Origin of the sequence: Gemmobacter lanyuensis, assembly GCF_014652355.1 — a bacterium.
GTDB lineage: Bacteria > Pseudomonadota > Alphaproteobacteria > Rhodobacterales > Rhodobacteraceae > Gemmobacter > Gemmobacter lanyuensis.
The window spans coordinates 53,270-69,884 of sequence record NZ_BMYQ01000011.1 but is presented as its reverse complement, the minus strand read 5'-3'; the positions used below and the strand labels follow the sequence as shown (position 1 = coordinate 69,884).

The 16,615-nt window shown below is 61.8% G+C and carries 16 protein-coding genes; all 16 read right to left on the bottom strand.

Translation table 11 applies throughout. The annotated features are described in order from the left end of the window. Positions 1-47 precede the first annotated feature (47 nt). Positions 48-1,820 carry an acetyl/propionyl/methylcrotonyl-CoA carboxylase subunit alpha gene (locus IE101_RS15205; protein WP_189634693.1) on the bottom strand — a complete coding sequence of 591 codons (1,773 nt, stop codon included), beginning with the start codon at positions 1,818-1,820 and terminating at the stop codon, positions 48-50. Further along, a complete protein-coding gene (locus IE101_RS15200) occupies positions 1,817-3,373 on the bottom strand; it encodes a 5-oxoprolinase subunit B/C family protein (protein WP_189634692.1) in 1,557 nt (518 codons plus the stop codon). Before IE101_RS15200 ends, IE101_RS15205 begins: the two co-directional genes overlap by 4 nt. 2 nt (positions 3,374-3,375) lie before the next feature. Beyond that, positions 3,376-4,170, bottom strand: a complete 795-nt coding sequence (locus IE101_RS15195) for a putative hydro-lyase (RefSeq protein ID WP_189634691.1) — start codon at positions 4,168-4,170, stop codon at positions 3,376-3,378. Continuing rightward, complete coding sequence (locus IE101_RS15190; RefSeq protein ID WP_189634690.1) at positions 4,167-4,940, bottom strand: LamB/YcsF family protein; 774 nt, start codon at positions 4,938-4,940, stop codon at positions 4,167-4,169. The genes IE101_RS15195 and IE101_RS15190 overlap by 4 nt, the downstream gene beginning before the upstream one ends. Positions 4,941-5,084: 144 nt before the next feature. Continuing rightward, entirely contained in the window at positions 5,085-6,131 is a 1,047-nt protein-coding gene (locus IE101_RS15185) for an ABC transporter permease (protein WP_189634689.1), read from the bottom strand. Beyond that, entirely contained in the window at positions 6,128-7,672 is a 1,545-nt protein-coding gene (locus tag IE101_RS15180; RefSeq protein ID WP_189634688.1) for a sugar ABC transporter ATP-binding protein, read from the bottom strand. The genes IE101_RS15185 and IE101_RS15180 overlap by 4 nt, the downstream gene beginning before the upstream one ends. Before the next feature lie 68 nt (positions 7,673-7,740). Then, entirely contained in the window at positions 7,741-8,679 is a 939-nt protein-coding gene (locus tag IE101_RS15175) for a substrate-binding domain-containing protein (RefSeq protein WP_189634687.1), read from the bottom strand. Positions 8,680-8,973: 294 nt separating this feature from the next. Next, positions 8,974-10,059 carry a glutamate cyclase domain-containing protein gene (locus IE101_RS15170; RefSeq protein WP_229804213.1) on the bottom strand — a complete coding sequence of 362 codons (1,086 nt, stop codon included), beginning with the start codon at positions 10,057-10,059 and terminating at the stop codon, positions 8,974-8,976. A 162-nt stretch (positions 10,060-10,221) separates the two neighbouring features. Continuing rightward, positions 10,222-11,103 carry a LysR family transcriptional regulator gene (locus tag IE101_RS15165; RefSeq protein WP_189634686.1) on the bottom strand — a complete coding sequence of 294 codons (882 nt, stop codon included), beginning with the start codon at positions 11,101-11,103 and terminating at the stop codon, positions 10,222-10,224. 188 nt (positions 11,104-11,291) lie between these two features. Beyond that, positions 11,292-12,278: a LacI family DNA-binding transcriptional regulator gene (locus IE101_RS15160; protein WP_189634685.1), complete on the bottom strand. Its 987-nt coding sequence runs from the start codon at positions 12,276-12,278 to the stop codon at positions 11,292-11,294. A gap of 124 nt (positions 12,279-12,402) precedes the next feature. Further along, entirely contained in the window at positions 12,403-13,251 is an 849-nt protein-coding gene (locus IE101_RS15155) for a sugar phosphate isomerase/epimerase family protein (protein WP_189634684.1), read from the bottom strand. 64 nt (positions 13,252-13,315) lie between these two features. Further along, the gene (locus IE101_RS15150; protein WP_189634683.1) at positions 13,316-14,482 is read right to left on the bottom strand and encodes a Gfo/Idh/MocA family protein; all 1,167 of its coding nucleotides are present in this window, start codon (positions 14,480-14,482) and stop codon (positions 13,316-13,318) included. A 150-nt stretch (positions 14,483-14,632) separates the two neighbouring features. Further along, positions 14,633-14,929 (bottom strand): putative quinol monooxygenase, encoded by a 297-nt coding sequence (locus tag IE101_RS15145; protein WP_189634682.1) that lies wholly within the window; start codon positions 14,927-14,929, stop codon positions 14,633-14,635. Then, the gene (locus tag IE101_RS15140) at positions 14,929-15,384 is read right to left on the bottom strand and encodes an OsmC family protein (RefSeq protein ID WP_189634681.1); all 456 of its coding nucleotides are present in this window, start codon (positions 15,382-15,384) and stop codon (positions 14,929-14,931) included. The genes IE101_RS15145 and IE101_RS15140 overlap by 1 nt, the downstream gene beginning before the upstream one ends. 30 nt (positions 15,385-15,414) lie before the next feature. After that, positions 15,415-15,828: a GlcG/HbpS family heme-binding protein gene (locus tag IE101_RS15135; protein WP_189634680.1), complete on the bottom strand. Its 414-nt coding sequence runs from the start codon at positions 15,826-15,828 to the stop codon at positions 15,415-15,417. Between the two features lie 26 nt (positions 15,829-15,854). Then, on the bottom strand, positions 15,855-16,610 hold the full coding sequence (locus IE101_RS15130; protein ID WP_189634679.1) for an SDR family NAD(P)-dependent oxidoreductase: 756 nt from the start codon (positions 16,608-16,610) through the stop codon (positions 15,855-15,857). Between the last annotated feature and the right edge of the window lie 5 nt (positions 16,611-16,615).

The window sequence follows — 16,615 nt, the reverse complement described above, 5'->3', positions numbered from 1 at the left end:
CTGCGGCATCTCAGGCATGGCGGGATCGGCGCGCGAGGGAAAGCGCGCTAGGGCAGAATACGCGCAAGAAGGGACCCCGACATCACGGTTGCGCCCGCCTGTGCCGTGATTGTCAGGCGACCGGCGCGATGGGCCTCGATCCGGGTTTCCATCTTCATCGCCTCGACAACCGCAATGACCTGACCCGGCTCGACAACGGTCCCTTCGTCGACCTGCCAGAGCGTCAATGTGCCGGCAACCGGCGCCAGAACGGCGGCCGCGTCCTCTTCTGGCTGAGGGGAAGCCTCGGGCACGGCACCCGCGGCCGGGAGCGATGCCAGCAGACCCGCAGGCAGGCCCAGTTCGTGCCGTTTGCCATCAATCTCGACCGTCAGGCGCAGCATCGGCGCAGGGTGCGCTGGGGTCACACGCCCATGTGGGGCAACCGCACGGGCGAGCGCCTCGGCGAAGTCGGTTTCGATCCAGCGGGTATGCACCCGAAAGTCACCCTCAGGCGCGCGGAAATCGGCGTGTTCCAGAACCGCCCGGTCAAAGGGCAGGACCGAGGCAACCCCTTCGATCCGGAATTCACGCAGGGCGCGGGCGGCCCGGTCCAGCGCCTCCTCGCGGGTGGCGCCGGTCACGATGAGCTTGGCCATGAGGGAATCGAAGCTGCCCGGCACGACCGAGCCTGCGACCACACCGCTATCCACGCGGATGCCGGGGCCAGACGGCGCGTCAAAGATCTGCACAGCACCGGGGGTCGGCAGAAACCCACGGCCCGGATCTTCCGCATTGATGCGGAATTCGATGGCATGGCCGCGCGGTTCAGGGACCGTGTCATCGGCCAGTTGCGCCCCCTGCGCCACGCGGATCATCGCGCGCACCAGGTCGATGCCGCTGGTTTCCTCGGTCACCGGATGTTCGACCTGCAGGCGTGTATTCACCTCAAGAAAGGAAATCGTGCCATTGGCGGAGAGAAGGTATTCCACCGTGCCCGCCCCGCTATAGCCTGCATGGGCGCAGATTGCGCGGGCCGAAGCATGGATGCGCGCGCGCTGATCGGCCGTCAGGAAGGGGGCCGGGGCTTCCTCAACCAGCTTCTGGTTGCGACGCTGCAGGGAACAGTCGCGGGTGCCGATCACCTTGACCATGCCGTGACGGTCGGCCAGCACCTGGGCTTCGACATGGCGGGGACGGTCGAGGAACTGTTCGATGAAGCACTCACCGCGCCCGAAAGCCACCAGCGCCTCGCGCGTGGCGCTTTCGAACAGCTCTTCGACCTCTTCCAGCCGCCAGGCCACCTTCATTCCGCGTCCACCGCCACCAAAGGCCGCCTTGATCGCGATGGGTAGGCCATGGGTCTTGGCAAAGGCCAGCGCCTCGGCGGGGGTTTCGACCGGGCCGGGTGTTCCCGCAACCAGTGGGGCGCCCACAGCTTCGGCAATGCGGCGGGCTTTGATCTTGTCCCCGAGAACCTCGATCACCTGCGGATCCGGGCCGATCCAGATCAGTCCCGCATCGATCACCGCCTGCGCAAAATCCGCACGTTCGGACAGAAAGCCATAACCGGGGTGGATCGCCTCAGCCCCGGCAGTGCGCGCAAGGGCGATGATCTTGGCCGCATCAAGATAGGTTTCCGCGGGGCGTTCCCCGTGCAGGGGATGGGCCTCATCAGCCATGCGGACGAAGAGTGCATCACGGTCGCTGTCGGCGTAGACGGCAATGCTGGTGATGCCTTCATCGCGGCAGGCGCGGATCACGCGGACGGCGATTTCCCCCCGGTTGGCAATCAGCAGGCGACGGATGGGCCGCGTCGGGCCAGTGGCAAAAAGGGTCATTGGGGCCTCGGGACAGAAAGGGGCGCAAATGGAGCGGCGGCGGAAAAGCGGATCAGGGCGCCGGGTGGGGCTTGCCCGGCCAGATCGAGTGCCGATGGCAGCAGCGTCGCAATGACCGGGTAGCCCCCGGTCAGCGGGTGATCGGCAAGAAACAGCACCGGTTGCCCGGAATGGGGGACTTGAATTGCACCTGTTTCCGTCCCCTCGGAGGCAAGTTCGCGCGCCTCGGGACGGAAGAGCGGCACCGCCCCCTCCAACCGCGCCCCAACGCGCGAACTTTGGGGCGTAACGAGCCACTCTTGCGTGAGGAAACGGGTCAGGACGTCGGGTGGGAACCAGTCGGCCCGGGGGCCGAGCGTGACGGGCAGCACCAGCACCTCGCCCACCTTGGGCAGCGCGGGCTGGGGTTCCGGGGCGCGGGTTGCCTGCGCTGGTCGATGGGCGCAGCCGATTGACGCCCCCGGCCGCAGCGGATCAGGGCCGATGCGCGCCAGAGTATCCGTGGCGCACGAACCCAGCACCGGGGCCAAGGCATACCCCCCCCGTAGCGCCAGATAACTGCGCATTCCGGCGGCCGGAAGATCGATGACCAACTCATCGCCCGCATCCATTGCAAAGGGCGCGCCCGGCGCAATCCGCTGGCCCGCAACCTGCGCCCGCCCCGCACCCGTGAGCGCGAGAGTGACCGGCGCCACAGCGCGCAGCCGCACGGGGCCAAGGGTCAGCTCGAGCGCCGCTGCAGTCGCGGGGTTGCCCACGGCCCGGTTCGCCAGGTGCAAGGCCCCATGGTCCAGCGCGCCCGAGGCCGATACTCCCTGCTGCGCCAGACCGGGACGGCCATCATCCTGAAACAGCACCGGAAAGGCGGAAGAGATCAGGGTCAGCGCGGGATCCACCGGCGGCGGGGGCGGGACGACTGATGGGTAGACGGTGGCATGACCCTCAACAAACCGGACCTGCAGACCCGGTCGCAGCATGGCGGGCGGATCGCGCGCCAGATCCCACATCGGCAGACGTGTGGTGCCGATGATCTGCCAGCCGCCGGGCATATCCTGCGGATAGACGCCGCAGAAGCGTGCGGCCAGCGCGACCGACCCGGCAGGAATGCGGGTTCGGGGCACGGCGCGGCGCGGCAGGTCGAACCGGGGGTCATCACCATTCAGATACGCAAAGCCGGGGGCGAAACCACAAAAGGCCACCTGCCAATTCGCCGCCTGATGGGCTGCAATCACCTCGGCCACCGTCAGCCCCAGATGATCCGCCACGTCTGCCAGATCAGCGCCATCGTAAGACATCGGGATTTCGACGACCGCCCCGCCTTCGACCTTGGGCCGCAGTCCGGACGCAGGTTGGAGGGCGGCGATCCGGTTGGCCAAAGAGCTATCGGCCGCGACACCGGGCGCGGTACGGATCATCAGGGTGCGGGCGGCGGGCACGATCTCGGCGATCTCCGGAAGATCGGCGGTCGTCAGCGCCGCAAACAGGGCCAAAGTCTCGTCAAGGTCGAGAAGCTCAACCAAAAGGGTCCGCGGCCCGATGGGAAGCACACGCATGATCAAACCTGCCAATGGGTATCGGGAATGTCGGTGATGAACATGTGGCCGGGTGCATGGCTGATTGCAAAAGGCGGTTTTGAGGCCATAACCGCCGCCTGCGGTGTGACACCACAGGCCCAGAACACCGGAATCTCGCCCGCGCGCACCTCTACCGCATCACCAAAATCCGGGCGCGCGAGATCATGGATCCCGAGGGCCGCCGGATCGCCGATATGCACGGGTGCACCATGCACCGCCGGGGTCCGGCCGCTGATCATGGCGGCCTCGGCCACACGGCCTGCCAGAATTGGGCGCATGGAGACGACCATCTCGCCATGGAGCCGACCCGCCGGACGACAGGCACAGTTCGTACGGAACATGGGCACATTGCACCCCTGCGTGATGTGGCGGACCTCGATCCCAGCCTGTTGCAGCGAGGTTTCGAAGGTAAAGGAACAGCCAATCAGAAATGTCACCAGATCCGGGCATTCGGCCCAGGCGGCGCTGGCATCCGGCGTTTCCTCGGCCAGAACACCGTCGCGCCAGATGCGATAGAGCGGCAGATCCGTTCGGAGATCGGCATCTGGTGCAAGGGTGCTGCGGAAACTGCCGGGGTCGGTCACGTCCAGCACCGGGCAGGGCTTCGGGTTACGCTGCGCGAACAGCAGAAAGTCCCATGCCCAATCCCTGGGCAGCGAGATCATATTGCACTGGGTCAATCCCGGCGCTACGCCCGCGGTAGGGACGATCTGGCCCTGACGGTAGGACAACCGCGCCAGCGCGGCCTGCGCGGGGTCAGGAAGCAGACAGGTCATGCGGATACCTCGGTGAAAGAGCGGATGGAGACGCCGCCTATTTGCAGCACCGCACGGATGCGGGCGGCGACGGATACGGCGTCGGGGCTGTCGCCGTGGACGCAGATGCTATCGGCATGGAGGCGCAAGGGGGATCCGTCGATGGCCTCGATCACCCCCTCGGTTGCAAGACGGAGCATGCGCCGGGCGATCATCTCGGGGTCGTGCAGCACGGCACCCGGCTCTCTTCGAGAGACGAGTTGCCCCGTAGGCGCATAGGCGCGGTCGGCGAAGGCTTCGGCGACCGTGGCAAGCCCGGCCTCTGCCGCCTGCCGCAAGATCGGCGCCCCGGCCAGTCCCATCAGGATCAGATCGGGATCCACGGCGCAGATCGCTTCGATCACGGCAGCACCCTGACGGGCATTGATGGCGATGGTGTTGTAAAGCGCGCCATGCGGTTTGACATAGCGCAGGCGGGTTCCGGCGGCGGTGCAGATCCCCTGCAGCGCCCCGATCTGATAAATTGCATCAGCGCAGAGCTCCGCCTGCGACAGGTCCATCGGGCGGCGCCCAAATCCGACGCGGTCCGGGTAAGAGATATGGGCCCCGATCGCCACGCCCCGTGCGGCGGCAGCGCGCACCGTGGTCAGGATGGTCTGGGGATCGCCGGCATGGAAACCGCAAGCCACATTGGCCGAGCTGACCAGGTCGAGCATCCGGGCATCATCGCCCATCTGCCAGATGCCATAGCCTTCGCCGAGGTCGCTGTTGATGTCGATTGTCAGGGTCATGGGGCACAGACGTCAGGCGATGCAAAGTGGCATCGGCATGAGGGTGAAGAACCAAAGGGAAATGAAGACGGGCCTGCCCAAGGAAACCTGCCGGCAGGCCCGGTTCTGGCGGACGGCGAGAGGAGGCCCGCCCGCCCCGCCCTGTCAGACGCGATCCTTGCGCGACCGGCGGTATTGGTCGATCACGACGGCCGCCACGATGATCGCGCCTTTCATGATCTCTTGGTAATAAGATCCGATCTTGAGGAAGGTGAACCCCGACATGATCACGCCAAGGATCAGCGTCCCGATCACCGTGCCGAGGATGCGCCCGGACCCACCAGCCAGAGAGGTGCCTCCGATCACTGCCGCGGCGATGGCGTCCAGCTCGTAGGCGGTACCCATGGTCGGTTGGGCGGAAGCCGCGCGGGCCGCCGTCACCACACCTGCAAGGCCCGACAAAAGCCCCGCAATCGCATAGACCTTGATCAGGTGGCTGCCGATATTGATGCCGGACACGCGCGCCGCCTGCGGATTGGCGCCGATGGCATAGGTGAACTTGCCGTACCGGGTATAGCCAAGCGCAACATGGAAGATCAGCGCGACAAAAAGGAAGATCAGCACCGGCAGCGGCACCGGAAAGCCCAGCACGTTGAAGCTGCGCCCGATCCAGCTGAATTCGGGCGTGAGCAGACCAATGGGCTGGCCCAGCGTGTACCATTTGGCAATGCCACGAACGCAGACCATCGTACCCAGCGTCGCGATGAAGGGCGGGATATTGGTCTTGGCCAGCAGCCCGCCATTGATCACCCCCACCACAAGCCCTGCAAGAACCCCCGCAAGGATCGGCCACACCGGCATGAGATCGGTCAGGGCCGGAAAGAGCGCCCGCGGATCGGTCGAGCTTTGTGCGAGCGAGGCCGCCACCATTGCAGAAAGACCCACGACCGAACCCGAGGACAGGTCGATCCCGCCGGTGATGATGACCTGCGTCACCCCGACCGCCAGAATCCCGATCACGGATACCTGCAGGATGATGATCGACAACCGCTGCTGGTTCGCAAGGAAGGAATCCCCCACGAAAATCCAGCCGAGGATTTCGAACATGATGGCGATCCCGACAAGGACCAGTGCCATCGACAGCTCATTCTGGTATTTCGATTTCGACGCCGTCGTCTCAAGGGCGCCGGGGTCGATTGCGCGCGCAGTCATTGTGCTACAAGCTCCATTATCTTGATCTGATCGGCCTCGGCGCGATCCAGAATTCCGGTCAATTTGCCTTGGCGGATCGTCATGACCCGGTCGCTCATCCCCAGAATTTCGGGCAGTTCGGAGGAGATCATGATCACGGCGAGCCCCTCGGCCGCGAGGGAAGAGATCATGCGGTGAATCTCGGCCTTCGCGCCGACGTCGATGCCGCGCGTCGGTTCATCCAGGATGAGAATCCGCGGCTTTGTCAGAAGCCAGCGTCCGATCAGCGCCTTTTGCTGATTTCCCCCCGAAAGGTTGACGATCTTCTGCTCCATCGAAGGCGTCTTGACGCGGAGCGCCTCTCTCAGGGTCTGGCATTCCTGACCCAGACGACGCTGCTCGACAAAACCGTTGCGGTGAAAGCCGCTTTGCAGCGCCGCAATCTGCATGTTTTCCTGGATTGTCAGGTTCAGGAAACAGCCGGTATCCTTGCGGTCTTCGGTCAGGAAGGCCATGCCCTGTTGCATCGCGGTGCGCGGCGTATCGATCACCACATGCCGCCCGTCCACAAGCATCGACCCGGAGGTCGCCGGGGTCACCCCAAAAATCGTTTCGGCGATATTGGACCGGCCCGCCCCCACCAACCCGGCCACGCCCAGAATTTCGCCCGCGCGAAGATCGAACGAGATATCGTCAAACACGCCGCGCAAGGTCAGGTTGCGGACGCTGAGGACCACATCGCCGATTTCCGCGGGAACCTTGGGGAACATCTGCGAGATGTCGCGACCAACCATCATGCGGATCACGTCATCGCGGGTCAGATCGCTTGAAGCGCGCGTCGCGATGTGTTCGCCGTCGCGAAAGACCGAGACCTCGTCCGCGATCTCGAACAGCTCGTTCATCTTGTGGGTGATGTAGATGATACCCGTACCCTTGGCCCGCAGCGTATTGATGATACGGAAGAGGTGTTCGACCTCGCGTTCAGTCAGGGTCGAGGTCGGTTCATCCATGATGAGAACCTGCGAGTTGTAGGACACCGCCTTGGCGATTTCGACCATCTGGCGGTTCGCTACGCTCAGGTCGCCGACCAGACGGTCGGGATCGATCCGGATATCCAACTCGGCAAAGAGCGCCGCGGTGCGGCGGTTGAGTTCCGCATGGTCGATCAGACCGAGGCGGTTGCGCGGCTCGCGGCGGATCCAGATGTTTTCGGCCACCGTCATCGGCGCCATCAGATTGAGTTCCTGGTGGATCATGGCGATCCCCAGATCCAGCGCCGCAAGCGGGGTCGTCAGTTCGACTTCGCGCCCGTTCAACAGGATCGTGCCGCCGTCGGGCCGGTAGATCCCCGAGATGACCTTCATCAACGTGGATTTGCCTGCGCCGTTTTCGCCCATCAAGGCATGGACCGTTCCGGCCCGAAGCTCGAAAGAAACGTCATTCAAGGCGACGACACCGGCGAACTCTTTCCGGATACCCCTGACACTCAGCAGTGCCGGTCCTTCGCGGTCGGTCGTGATTTTAGTCGGCCGCGTCGCGGCCGCGATGGATGGCTCTGTCATGGAGGGTCCCTCTGCGATGCCAACCCGATGGGTGCATCCAAGTGGATGCACCCCCGAGGCTTTGCCGGTCAGTACTTCGCGAGATATTCTTCCACGTTCTCGGGCGTGACCAACTGATAGGGGATCCAGTGGGGCGACTCGACCTTCTCGCCCTTGGCAAGGCTGATTGCCATGTCGACAGCGCTGGTACCTTGGGCGCGCACGTCCTGGAAGACGGTCACGTCCAGATCGCCGCGCTTCATGTATTCGAGCGCCTCATGGACCGCATCGATGCCCGCAATCTCGACCTCATCCATGTTCCAGCTGACCGCTTTCAGCGCGTTGATCGCACCAAAGGCCATCTCGTCGTTGTTCGAGATCACGGCGGCGGGCTGATATCCGGCGGTGATCCAGTTCGTCATCAGATCCTGCGCCTTGACGGGGTCCCAGTTGGCGGACTGTTCGTCGATGACTTTCATGAAGCTGCATTCAGGGCGGGCTGCCACATCATGCACGGCCTTGCTCCGCAGCACTGCGGTTTCATTGGCGAGAATCCCCTGCAGGATCAGAACACCAGCCTCACCCGTCACGCCGCGCGCGGTCAGGCGCTTGCAGACGCCTTCGGCCTGCAATGTGCCCGCAACATATTCATCGGACCCGACGAAAGCGGCGGTATCGCCCAGGCTCTCCACGTCACGCGGCGTGTTGTTCACATAGACCAGCGGGATCCCCGCATCTGCGGCCATCTTGGTGATGGTCGGCGAGGTCGAGGTTTCGATCACGTTCACGATGATCGCGTCGACATCTGCCGCGATGAAGTTCTGGATCTGAGACAGCTGCTTGTTGACATCGCCATCCGCGATTTCGACCTGCACCGGCTGGCCCAGCTCTTTCGCATGTGCCTCGATCCCCTGGATCAGCAGCGCAAGGTTGGAATCCGAAGTGGCAATGGTGACACCGATGTCGCCTGCCAGAGCAGTGGTTGCGGAAAGCGTGGCAAGAGCCAGCCCCGGAAAGAACTTTTTCATCAGTCGCTCCTTGTTGGTTGTCGATGGGGTTCGCGTGTCTTTGACGACATCTTCCTGAACCTGCGCCGAAAGCCGGCGCAGGTCTTGAACGCGTGCTTAGCGATGCGCGCGGCCATTCCTGTCTTTGCTAATGAGGTTGGGCATGACGTCGGGCGCATGCCTCCCCTTCCCGTCAGGCTGTCATATGGATGCTCTTCTGGCCCCTTCGACTCGCCTTATGTTAACGTGTACATCAAGACAAGATGCCATGTCAACGTGTACATTTGAGGGAAACCAATCTTCCCAAGCGGTAATTCACTTGAGTTGGCGCCAATCGCCGCTGTCGCCTTTCCATCCGGTCACACGCCCCGCAACCCGCTCCAGTGTGTTGCGGAAAGCGTTGACCAAACCTTCCCATTCGACTGCGGAAATCCCATCCACCGCCGCTTCGGGCGCCATGAACATGCCGTCCACCCCTCCGAAGGCAACACAGTGTTCAATGCAGCGCCGCTCAAGTGCCCCATCATGGAAGATCGAGGGCTTGTTAAGATATGCCGAAAGCGCCGCAATCAATCCGGTTGCGCCCCAATTCGATACATTCGCCACGATCAGATGATCGGCAGCCGTCGCTGCGGCCACCCCCCCGCGACCAGGAGTGCCGCAATCACGGGCTTTGGGCGAAAACGTCTTCAGCTGCTCGGCGACGACCCCCATGCCCAATTCATTCCCGCCATCCCCGATCGCAAGAAACGGCACCCCAAGCGACTGTGCGCGCCGGAAAAACTGATCGTAATCCGCCACCATCCCATCCAATGGGCGTCCGCCGAGCCCATGATAGAGCCCGTTTTCGTTTGCGCCGGGGCGCTCAATGGAGATCACGAGGGACGGGCGCGTTTCATCCAGAATCGCATCTGTCACCGCGCGGCAACCCGCGTCATCTTTCGGCGTGGTGCAGATATAGATCGGCCGGATGAACTCGACAGGGCGGATCACTCCATCCTCGGGGAATGGCAAGGGCGCAAGGCCGGCACCACGGCAAGTGCCCTCCATCATCGTCAACCAGTCAGCATCGGTCAGGATCACCGTCTCGACCCCAAGCCCGAGAAAGAGCGCACGCGCCAGAAGCGCCGCGCCCACGGGACCATCCGTTTCCGGAACGCCCGCGCCCTCGGGAAAGCCGCTCGCGATGACCACCGGCCCCGGCTGGTCACGCAGGCGCTTCACCACGATCTGCGCCGCGATCATGCAAGCAGGGCCAGGCTGCACCTGCTGCAATGCGGCATAGATCTTACCAATCAATCCGACGCCCGTCAGGTCAAGCGTCATGAAGTTTTCGATCGTTGTTGCCGTCATTGCTCCTTTTCCATGGGTGAAATCGAGCATCGGGGGTGCAGCGTTCATGAGGGACATTTCTTTCTTGGGATGAGGTTGGGGTGTTTCCCACAGCAGGGGCTTCGGTGCGAACCGCCTTTTCCCATAGCCGGGACAGCCCATATTCCAGGATCAACGTTCTTCAAGTAAAATTATAATATCTGATAAAGCTGCATCAGGTTAGCGAATGGCTCAGCCCAGCTGTTGTGCCACCGTCTGCGCGATTGTGGTAAGATCCGAGAGAACCCCATCTCCCAACCCAGTCAGATAAAACGAATAGAATGGAAGCACGGGTATAGGCAGATCACTTTTCAAAGCCACAAGCTTGCCTTGCTCAAGGGACAACTGGAAAGCCCCCTGCGCCACCAAGGCCACCCCTATTCGATCCACAGCCATTCGCTCCATCGTTGACAAGGATGAATTGGGAAAGATACGGGGCTGTTGTCCACCCCGGCGCTGCAACAATTCGCGCACTTGGCTATGCGGATAGGCATGTCGAGGATAGGTCAGGATCGGAAAATGACCAATATGTTCAGACTTGAAATGGTTGCCCGGTATCAAATCTGGTGCAGCATAGAATTGCATCGGTGAGTCCTGCAGATGATGGCAGGCAAGTCCATCAACACTGGCTGGCCCCAGCATGAAGGCGATATCAAGCTCACCTTCGCTCAGCCCACGTTGCAATTCCGGAGTAACATCGACGGAAATTTCAAAGTCGACCTGCGGAAAGCGCTGATGCGACGCTTCCAGAAATGATCCCAACCAGGTGTGGACAATCGTTTCGGACACACCCAGACGGACAGATCCGATATGGCCGGGTTGATCAAAATCTTGATTCAACTTTGCGATCTGCTGCAGTATCAGCTCGACATGTGCAAACATCCTTTGCCCGTCTCGTGTCAACGAAACAGGCTTGCTCGCACGGTTCATCAACTGGCGTCCGAAATGCTCTTCCAGCGCCAGGATTCGCTGTGACACCGTGGGTTGCGTCGTGTTAAGCTTCTCTGCAGCACGGGAAAAGCTGCTCAGCTTGGCAGTCCAGTAGTAGATCTCCAAAGCACGGAGGCTGATCATCTGGCAACCGCGTTCATTTTCTCAACGGCAACGCTCACCGAGATTTGAGACGCCGTTGAAACAGGCGGCTCCAAAATCCGGTCTCCTTACCATCCACCCCATAGGTGGAGAATTCAAATGTCGGCGAAAGGCTGGCGAGGATGAGAACCTGGTTGAACATGTGACTACCCTTTTCATCATGCCGGAGTTTAAGCAGACTCGCGAAGGATCATTTCGAACGGGAAGATTTCATTTGGTGCCGAAGCACCAGCCTTAGGGGGGATGTCGATCAGTCTTGCAATTGCCGGACCATACAGATCAGTTCTGACGCGCAAGGTGGACAGCCAAGGGGCCAGCCACTTGTTCATATGACAGCCATCAAACCCAAAAATCCGAACATTTCCCGGTACGGTCAGGCCGTTTTCGATCGCGGCCCGATAAACACCATAGGAAATCATATCGTTTCCACAGAAGATGGAATAGCTTTTCCCTGTTCCGGAGAAAAGCTTCTGCGCCACCTGATAGCCATCCTCGGTGCGATAGCTGCATTCTATCTGCGTCACGGACTCAGCCTGGCCACAGCCCTGCAAAAATCCGTCGAGACGAGAGGTGCTGCCAGGATAGTGTTTTGGTCCATGAATGGCGATGATATTGTCATAACCTTTGGACCTGAAATACTCACCCACTGCCCGGCCTGCGGCAAAGTTGTCAACGCCCACATAAGGCGCGACGATCCCTTCTGCTGGACGGCGATTCACAAAGATGCAATGGGTATTCTGTTTTACGACGGCCCGCAGCTGCGGCGTGTCGATGGCACCCTGCAATATGATCGCCTCGGCGCGCATTCCAATGGCATCCGTCAGAAGCTTGTCCTGATTGGCACCGTTTTCAGAGGTATTTGCCAGAACAAGAGTGCGTCCCATGTCCCGCAAGGCGCTTTCGACCGACACGGCGACGTCTGCGGTAAAGAAGTTCGTCGCGTCCGGGACCAACATCACGACAATATTGCTCCGGGACAGCCGCAATGAACGGCCTACTTCGGACGGCGTATAGTTCAGATCCTGAACAGCCTTTTTGACCCGTTCCAGCGTTTCGGGGGACAGAATGTCATGCTTGCCGTTGAAGTACCGCGACACGGTCGCCGTCGAAACGCCGGAGAGTCGGGCCACATCATGCACTGTTGGCGGCTTCGTCATTCAACCATCTCTCGATCTCGCTCCACGCGGGTGGCAAAGGAGGGAACAGAATAGGCCTGCCCCGGTAGGTCGTGCAATCACCCATGACGGGCGTCGTCCAGGCCAAAAAAGGCCCGGACATCTGTTATCGCGCGTTCGCGGCGTCCACCAAGGGCTTGGTGTACTCCAGCGACGTTCTCGCCACCCAGTCAGGCGAAAGACCACGCTGGGTCCAGCCGCATTCCATCGACAGATAGCCATCAAACCCAGTGTCCCGCAGGGCCGTGATCAGGCCCGGGAAATCGCCGATGCCCTTGCCAGGCGGCAAGCGGTCATTGTCGGACAGGTGGATGTGCACAAGATTGCTGCCCATGCGGTAGACGTAGTCGCTCATCACCTCGCCCATCACGATCAGGTGGTGGGTGTCGAACATCAACTTGACGTTCTTGCGCCCCACCTCCTCCATCATGCGGATGGTATCTTCGCAGGTATTGACGATATTGCTGTCTTCGGGCGTGGGCTCGATGATGATCTCGATGCCGAAATCATCTGCAAAGGTGGCAATTTCTGTAATGGCATCGCGTGCCCAGTCCCAGCCTTGTTGGGCCGAGGTTCCAAAGATCGTCCAACCCGGCAGGCAAATCAGCCGCTTGCCACCCCAGTCCGAGGTCAGCTGGACCATCTCCTTGTAGTGGTGCATCGCCCACTGCCGTTCCTCGGCCACCGGCGAGGCGACGTTGTTGCCCGGACCACCGCCATGCGCGGGCAGCATTGCGCAAAGATGCAATTCATAGTCACGAAGCATCTGCGCAATGTCCTTGCGCCGCTGCGGGCTGAGCGATTGCGGAAAGACATGGGGGCTGGCGGCACCGATCTCGACGGCGTCATAGCCGATGGCCTTGATCCGTTTGAGGGTCTCTTCCAAGGTATAAGCCGGCAACCACCTCGGATTGCTGGCATAGGGCCATGTGTGCATGGCAAGCTTGATCGTCATCTCTGTGTCCCTGTGCGAAGTAAGCCGCCTTCCCGCAATCGGGAAGGCGGTCGGGCCTTGGCCCTCAGACGGCGCTCTGGTCGATCTTTTCCCACTGCCGGGTTTCGCCGGACTTGAGGATGGCCTCGGCGATGCGTTCGATCTGCACGCCATCGGCAAAGTTGGGCGCAGCCTCGCGTTTTTCCGCGATGGCCTTGAGGAAGTTATACCACTCCAGCGACTTCACATCGATGTAGCCCTGCCCCATCCCCGCAATCGGCCAAAGCAGATCGCCATAGGGTTGGTTCGGACCCGAGTAGACGGTCCGCCAGCCGAAGGTGTCAGACTTGGCATCTTCGCCAAAGGCCACGCGCAATTCGTTCAGGCGCTGATAATCAAAAGCAATGGACCCCAGCGTGCCATGGATTTCAAAGCCGAGCTGGTTGTGATGGCCCCAGGCATTGCGGGTCACTTCAATGGTGCCATAGGCGCCATTGTTGAACTGGATCATGGTCAGGGCGGCGTCATCGACATCAACCTTGCCCATCTCAGACGAAGCCTCGCCCCGCTGACCGAAGAAGCGCCCCGAAGGCAGCGGGCGTTCGGGGACGAAGGTCTTGACGATGGAATTCACCGCTTCGAATTCCCCCACCAGCATCCGTGCCGCATCGACAATGTGGGTCCCGATATCCCCCAAAGTGCCTGATCCTGCCTTGGCCTTGTTGAACCGCCAGGACAGCGGTGCCATCGGATCGGCACCCCAGTCCTGCAGGTAGTGCCCGCGGAACGTAAGGATCTTGCCGATGCGCCCGTCCTCGATCAGGCGCTTGGCCATCTGGATCGCGGGCGTGTGGCGATAGTTGTAGGACAGCATGGTGACGACGCCGGTTTTGCGCGCCTCGGCCTGCATCTCCTCGGCCTCGGCCACGGTCATCGACATCGGCTTTTCACACAGGATGTGTTTGCCCGCCTTGGCGGCTGCGATGCCAATCGGGGCATGTGTATCGTTGGGGGTGCAGATGTCGATGATGTCGATATCGGGGCGGTTCACGACCTCGCGCCAGTCGGTCGCGTATTCCTCGAAACCATAGGTCTTGGCCGCATTGCGGGCCAGTTCCTCGTCAATGTCGACCACGACCTTGCGGACGACCTCGACCGGCGCGCCAAACAGGATCGGGACGACAGCCGTGGCAATCGAATGGGCCTTGCCCATGAAGCCCGTGCCAATGAGTGCGACGTTCAGCGGTTTCACCTTGTTTCTCCTTTGGTGAAGTCACCCCACCCCGGCGGATGGGTTGTGCGGTTCTCATCGGCCTTATGTAAACGTGTACATCTTTACACATGAAGATGTCAACGTTTTCATAGGCGGCGCGATGCGTTTGAATGAAACAGCGCCGGGCTGTCAGCGGTTAAGTTTGCGGACCAGCTCGACGCCCGCCTCTGCCACCCAGTGCCGGGTCAGGGACTGGTGCGCGCGCATGTTTTCGGTCGCGGCATGCAGATCGAGTGCAGCCTTGTCTCGCCAGATTTCGTAAAAGGTGAAACGGCCGGGCGTGGCCAGATCCTCATGCAGGTCATAGCGAATGAACCCCGGCTCGGACTTCGCAAACTCGACAAGCTTGAGCAGCGCCGCCCGCAGGGCATCTTCGTGTCCGGGCCGTGCGCGGACATGGGCCACAACATAAATCGGATCGGACATCAGTCGCCCTCCAGCACGATCAACACATCGGACTTGATGGAATTTGCGATGAAGCAGCCCGTGTGGGCGCGATCGTGCAAGCGATGCAGCGCCTGTGCCGTTGGCTGCTTGTCACCACCAAAAACGGCCCGGGGGCGCAGCGTTATGGTCGTGACCCCGAAGCCCCCTTCCGGCAGCTTCTCGACCCGGGCGGTCGCACGGTCTTCGTAGCTTTCGACCCGGTAGCCGCTGCCCTCGCAGAGGGCGAGGAAATAGAGCAGGTGGCAGCTTGCGAGAGCATTGGCCAGCAATTGCTCCGGATCGGCCAGCGCGGGGTTACCGAGATAATCCGGCGCGGCAGAAACGGCGATGCGCGTATCGCTGCCGTAGTCTGCCAAATGGTCGCGGCTGTAAGTGCCGGATGTCGTGGCGTGTTCGGCGCGCCGCCAGGTGACCCGGATCTCGTGTTCGGACATCAGACCCTCCTTTCCATGGTTCTGGATGCATCAGCCCTGCAGGGCGACGATCATCTCTTGCGCAATCTCGATATCGATCTCGGCCGGGCCACCCGAAACACCGACCGCGCCCATCAGCCGGGTGCCGTCAAAGACGGGAAGGCCGCCGCCGAAGAAGATGTAAGGGCGCGCGGCGCTCGTCTGCTCCAACCCATAAAGCGGGCCGCCGGGCTGCACGGCCTCCATCCACTGATGCGTGGGCGACCGAAGACAGGCCGCCGTATAGGCCTTGCTTTGCGCAATGTTCAGGGTCGAGATGGCTGCATCATCGACCCGCAGAAAGGCAAGAAGATGCCCGCCCGCATCGACGATGGCCAAGGCCGAAGGTTCGTTCAGCGCCCGACATTTGGCTGCGCCTGCGGCAAGCGCACGCTGGGCAAGATCATGGGTGATCCGTTTGGACATGAAGGTGATCCCTGGGTTGATCCGCGTCAGTTATAGGCGCCGCCGTCGATGTTGATGGCCTGCGCGGTGATGTAAGAGGCCTCGTCCGAGGCGAGGAACACGAACATCGGTGCGACCTCGGCCGGGCTGGCCTGTCGGCCCAGCGGCACGGCGCGTGCGACCAGCGTGTCCTGCGCCCCGCGCCCACCCATGAAATCGATGATGGGCTTATTGAAGGGGGTGTCGATCCAGCCGGGACAGACCGCATTGACGCGGATGCCATGGGGCGCCAGTTCCAGCGCGAAGGAGTTGGTCATGCCAATGACCGCCGCCTTCGAGGCGGAATAGGCCGTGATCCCCGGCCCGCCGCGCTTACCCGCCAGCGAGGACATCATCACGACAGACGCCTTGCCCGCAGCCTTCAGATGCGGCAGCGCCGCGCGCACGAGCAAATAGTTGGCACGGACGTTGATGGTGAAGGTCAGGTCCCATTTCTCGACCGGCAGCTCATCAATCGCGCCCGAAAGCTGGATACCTGCGTTCAGGACAAGGGTATCAAGCCCCCCCATCCAATCCTGCGCCGCATCGACCGCCGCCGCGATCTGGCTGGCGTCGGTCAGGTCGGTGCGGATGAAACGCACCCTGGGGGCCAGCTCGCGCTCCAGCGCCTCGCCCCGGGTGGCGTCAATGTCCACTAAGGTTACGGTCGCACCTTCCGCAAGGAAGGCTTGCAGGATCTCGAGGCCGATATTGGCCACTCCTCCGGTAAGAAGGACACGTTTGCCCCGAAGCCGGTCAGTCATGTTTC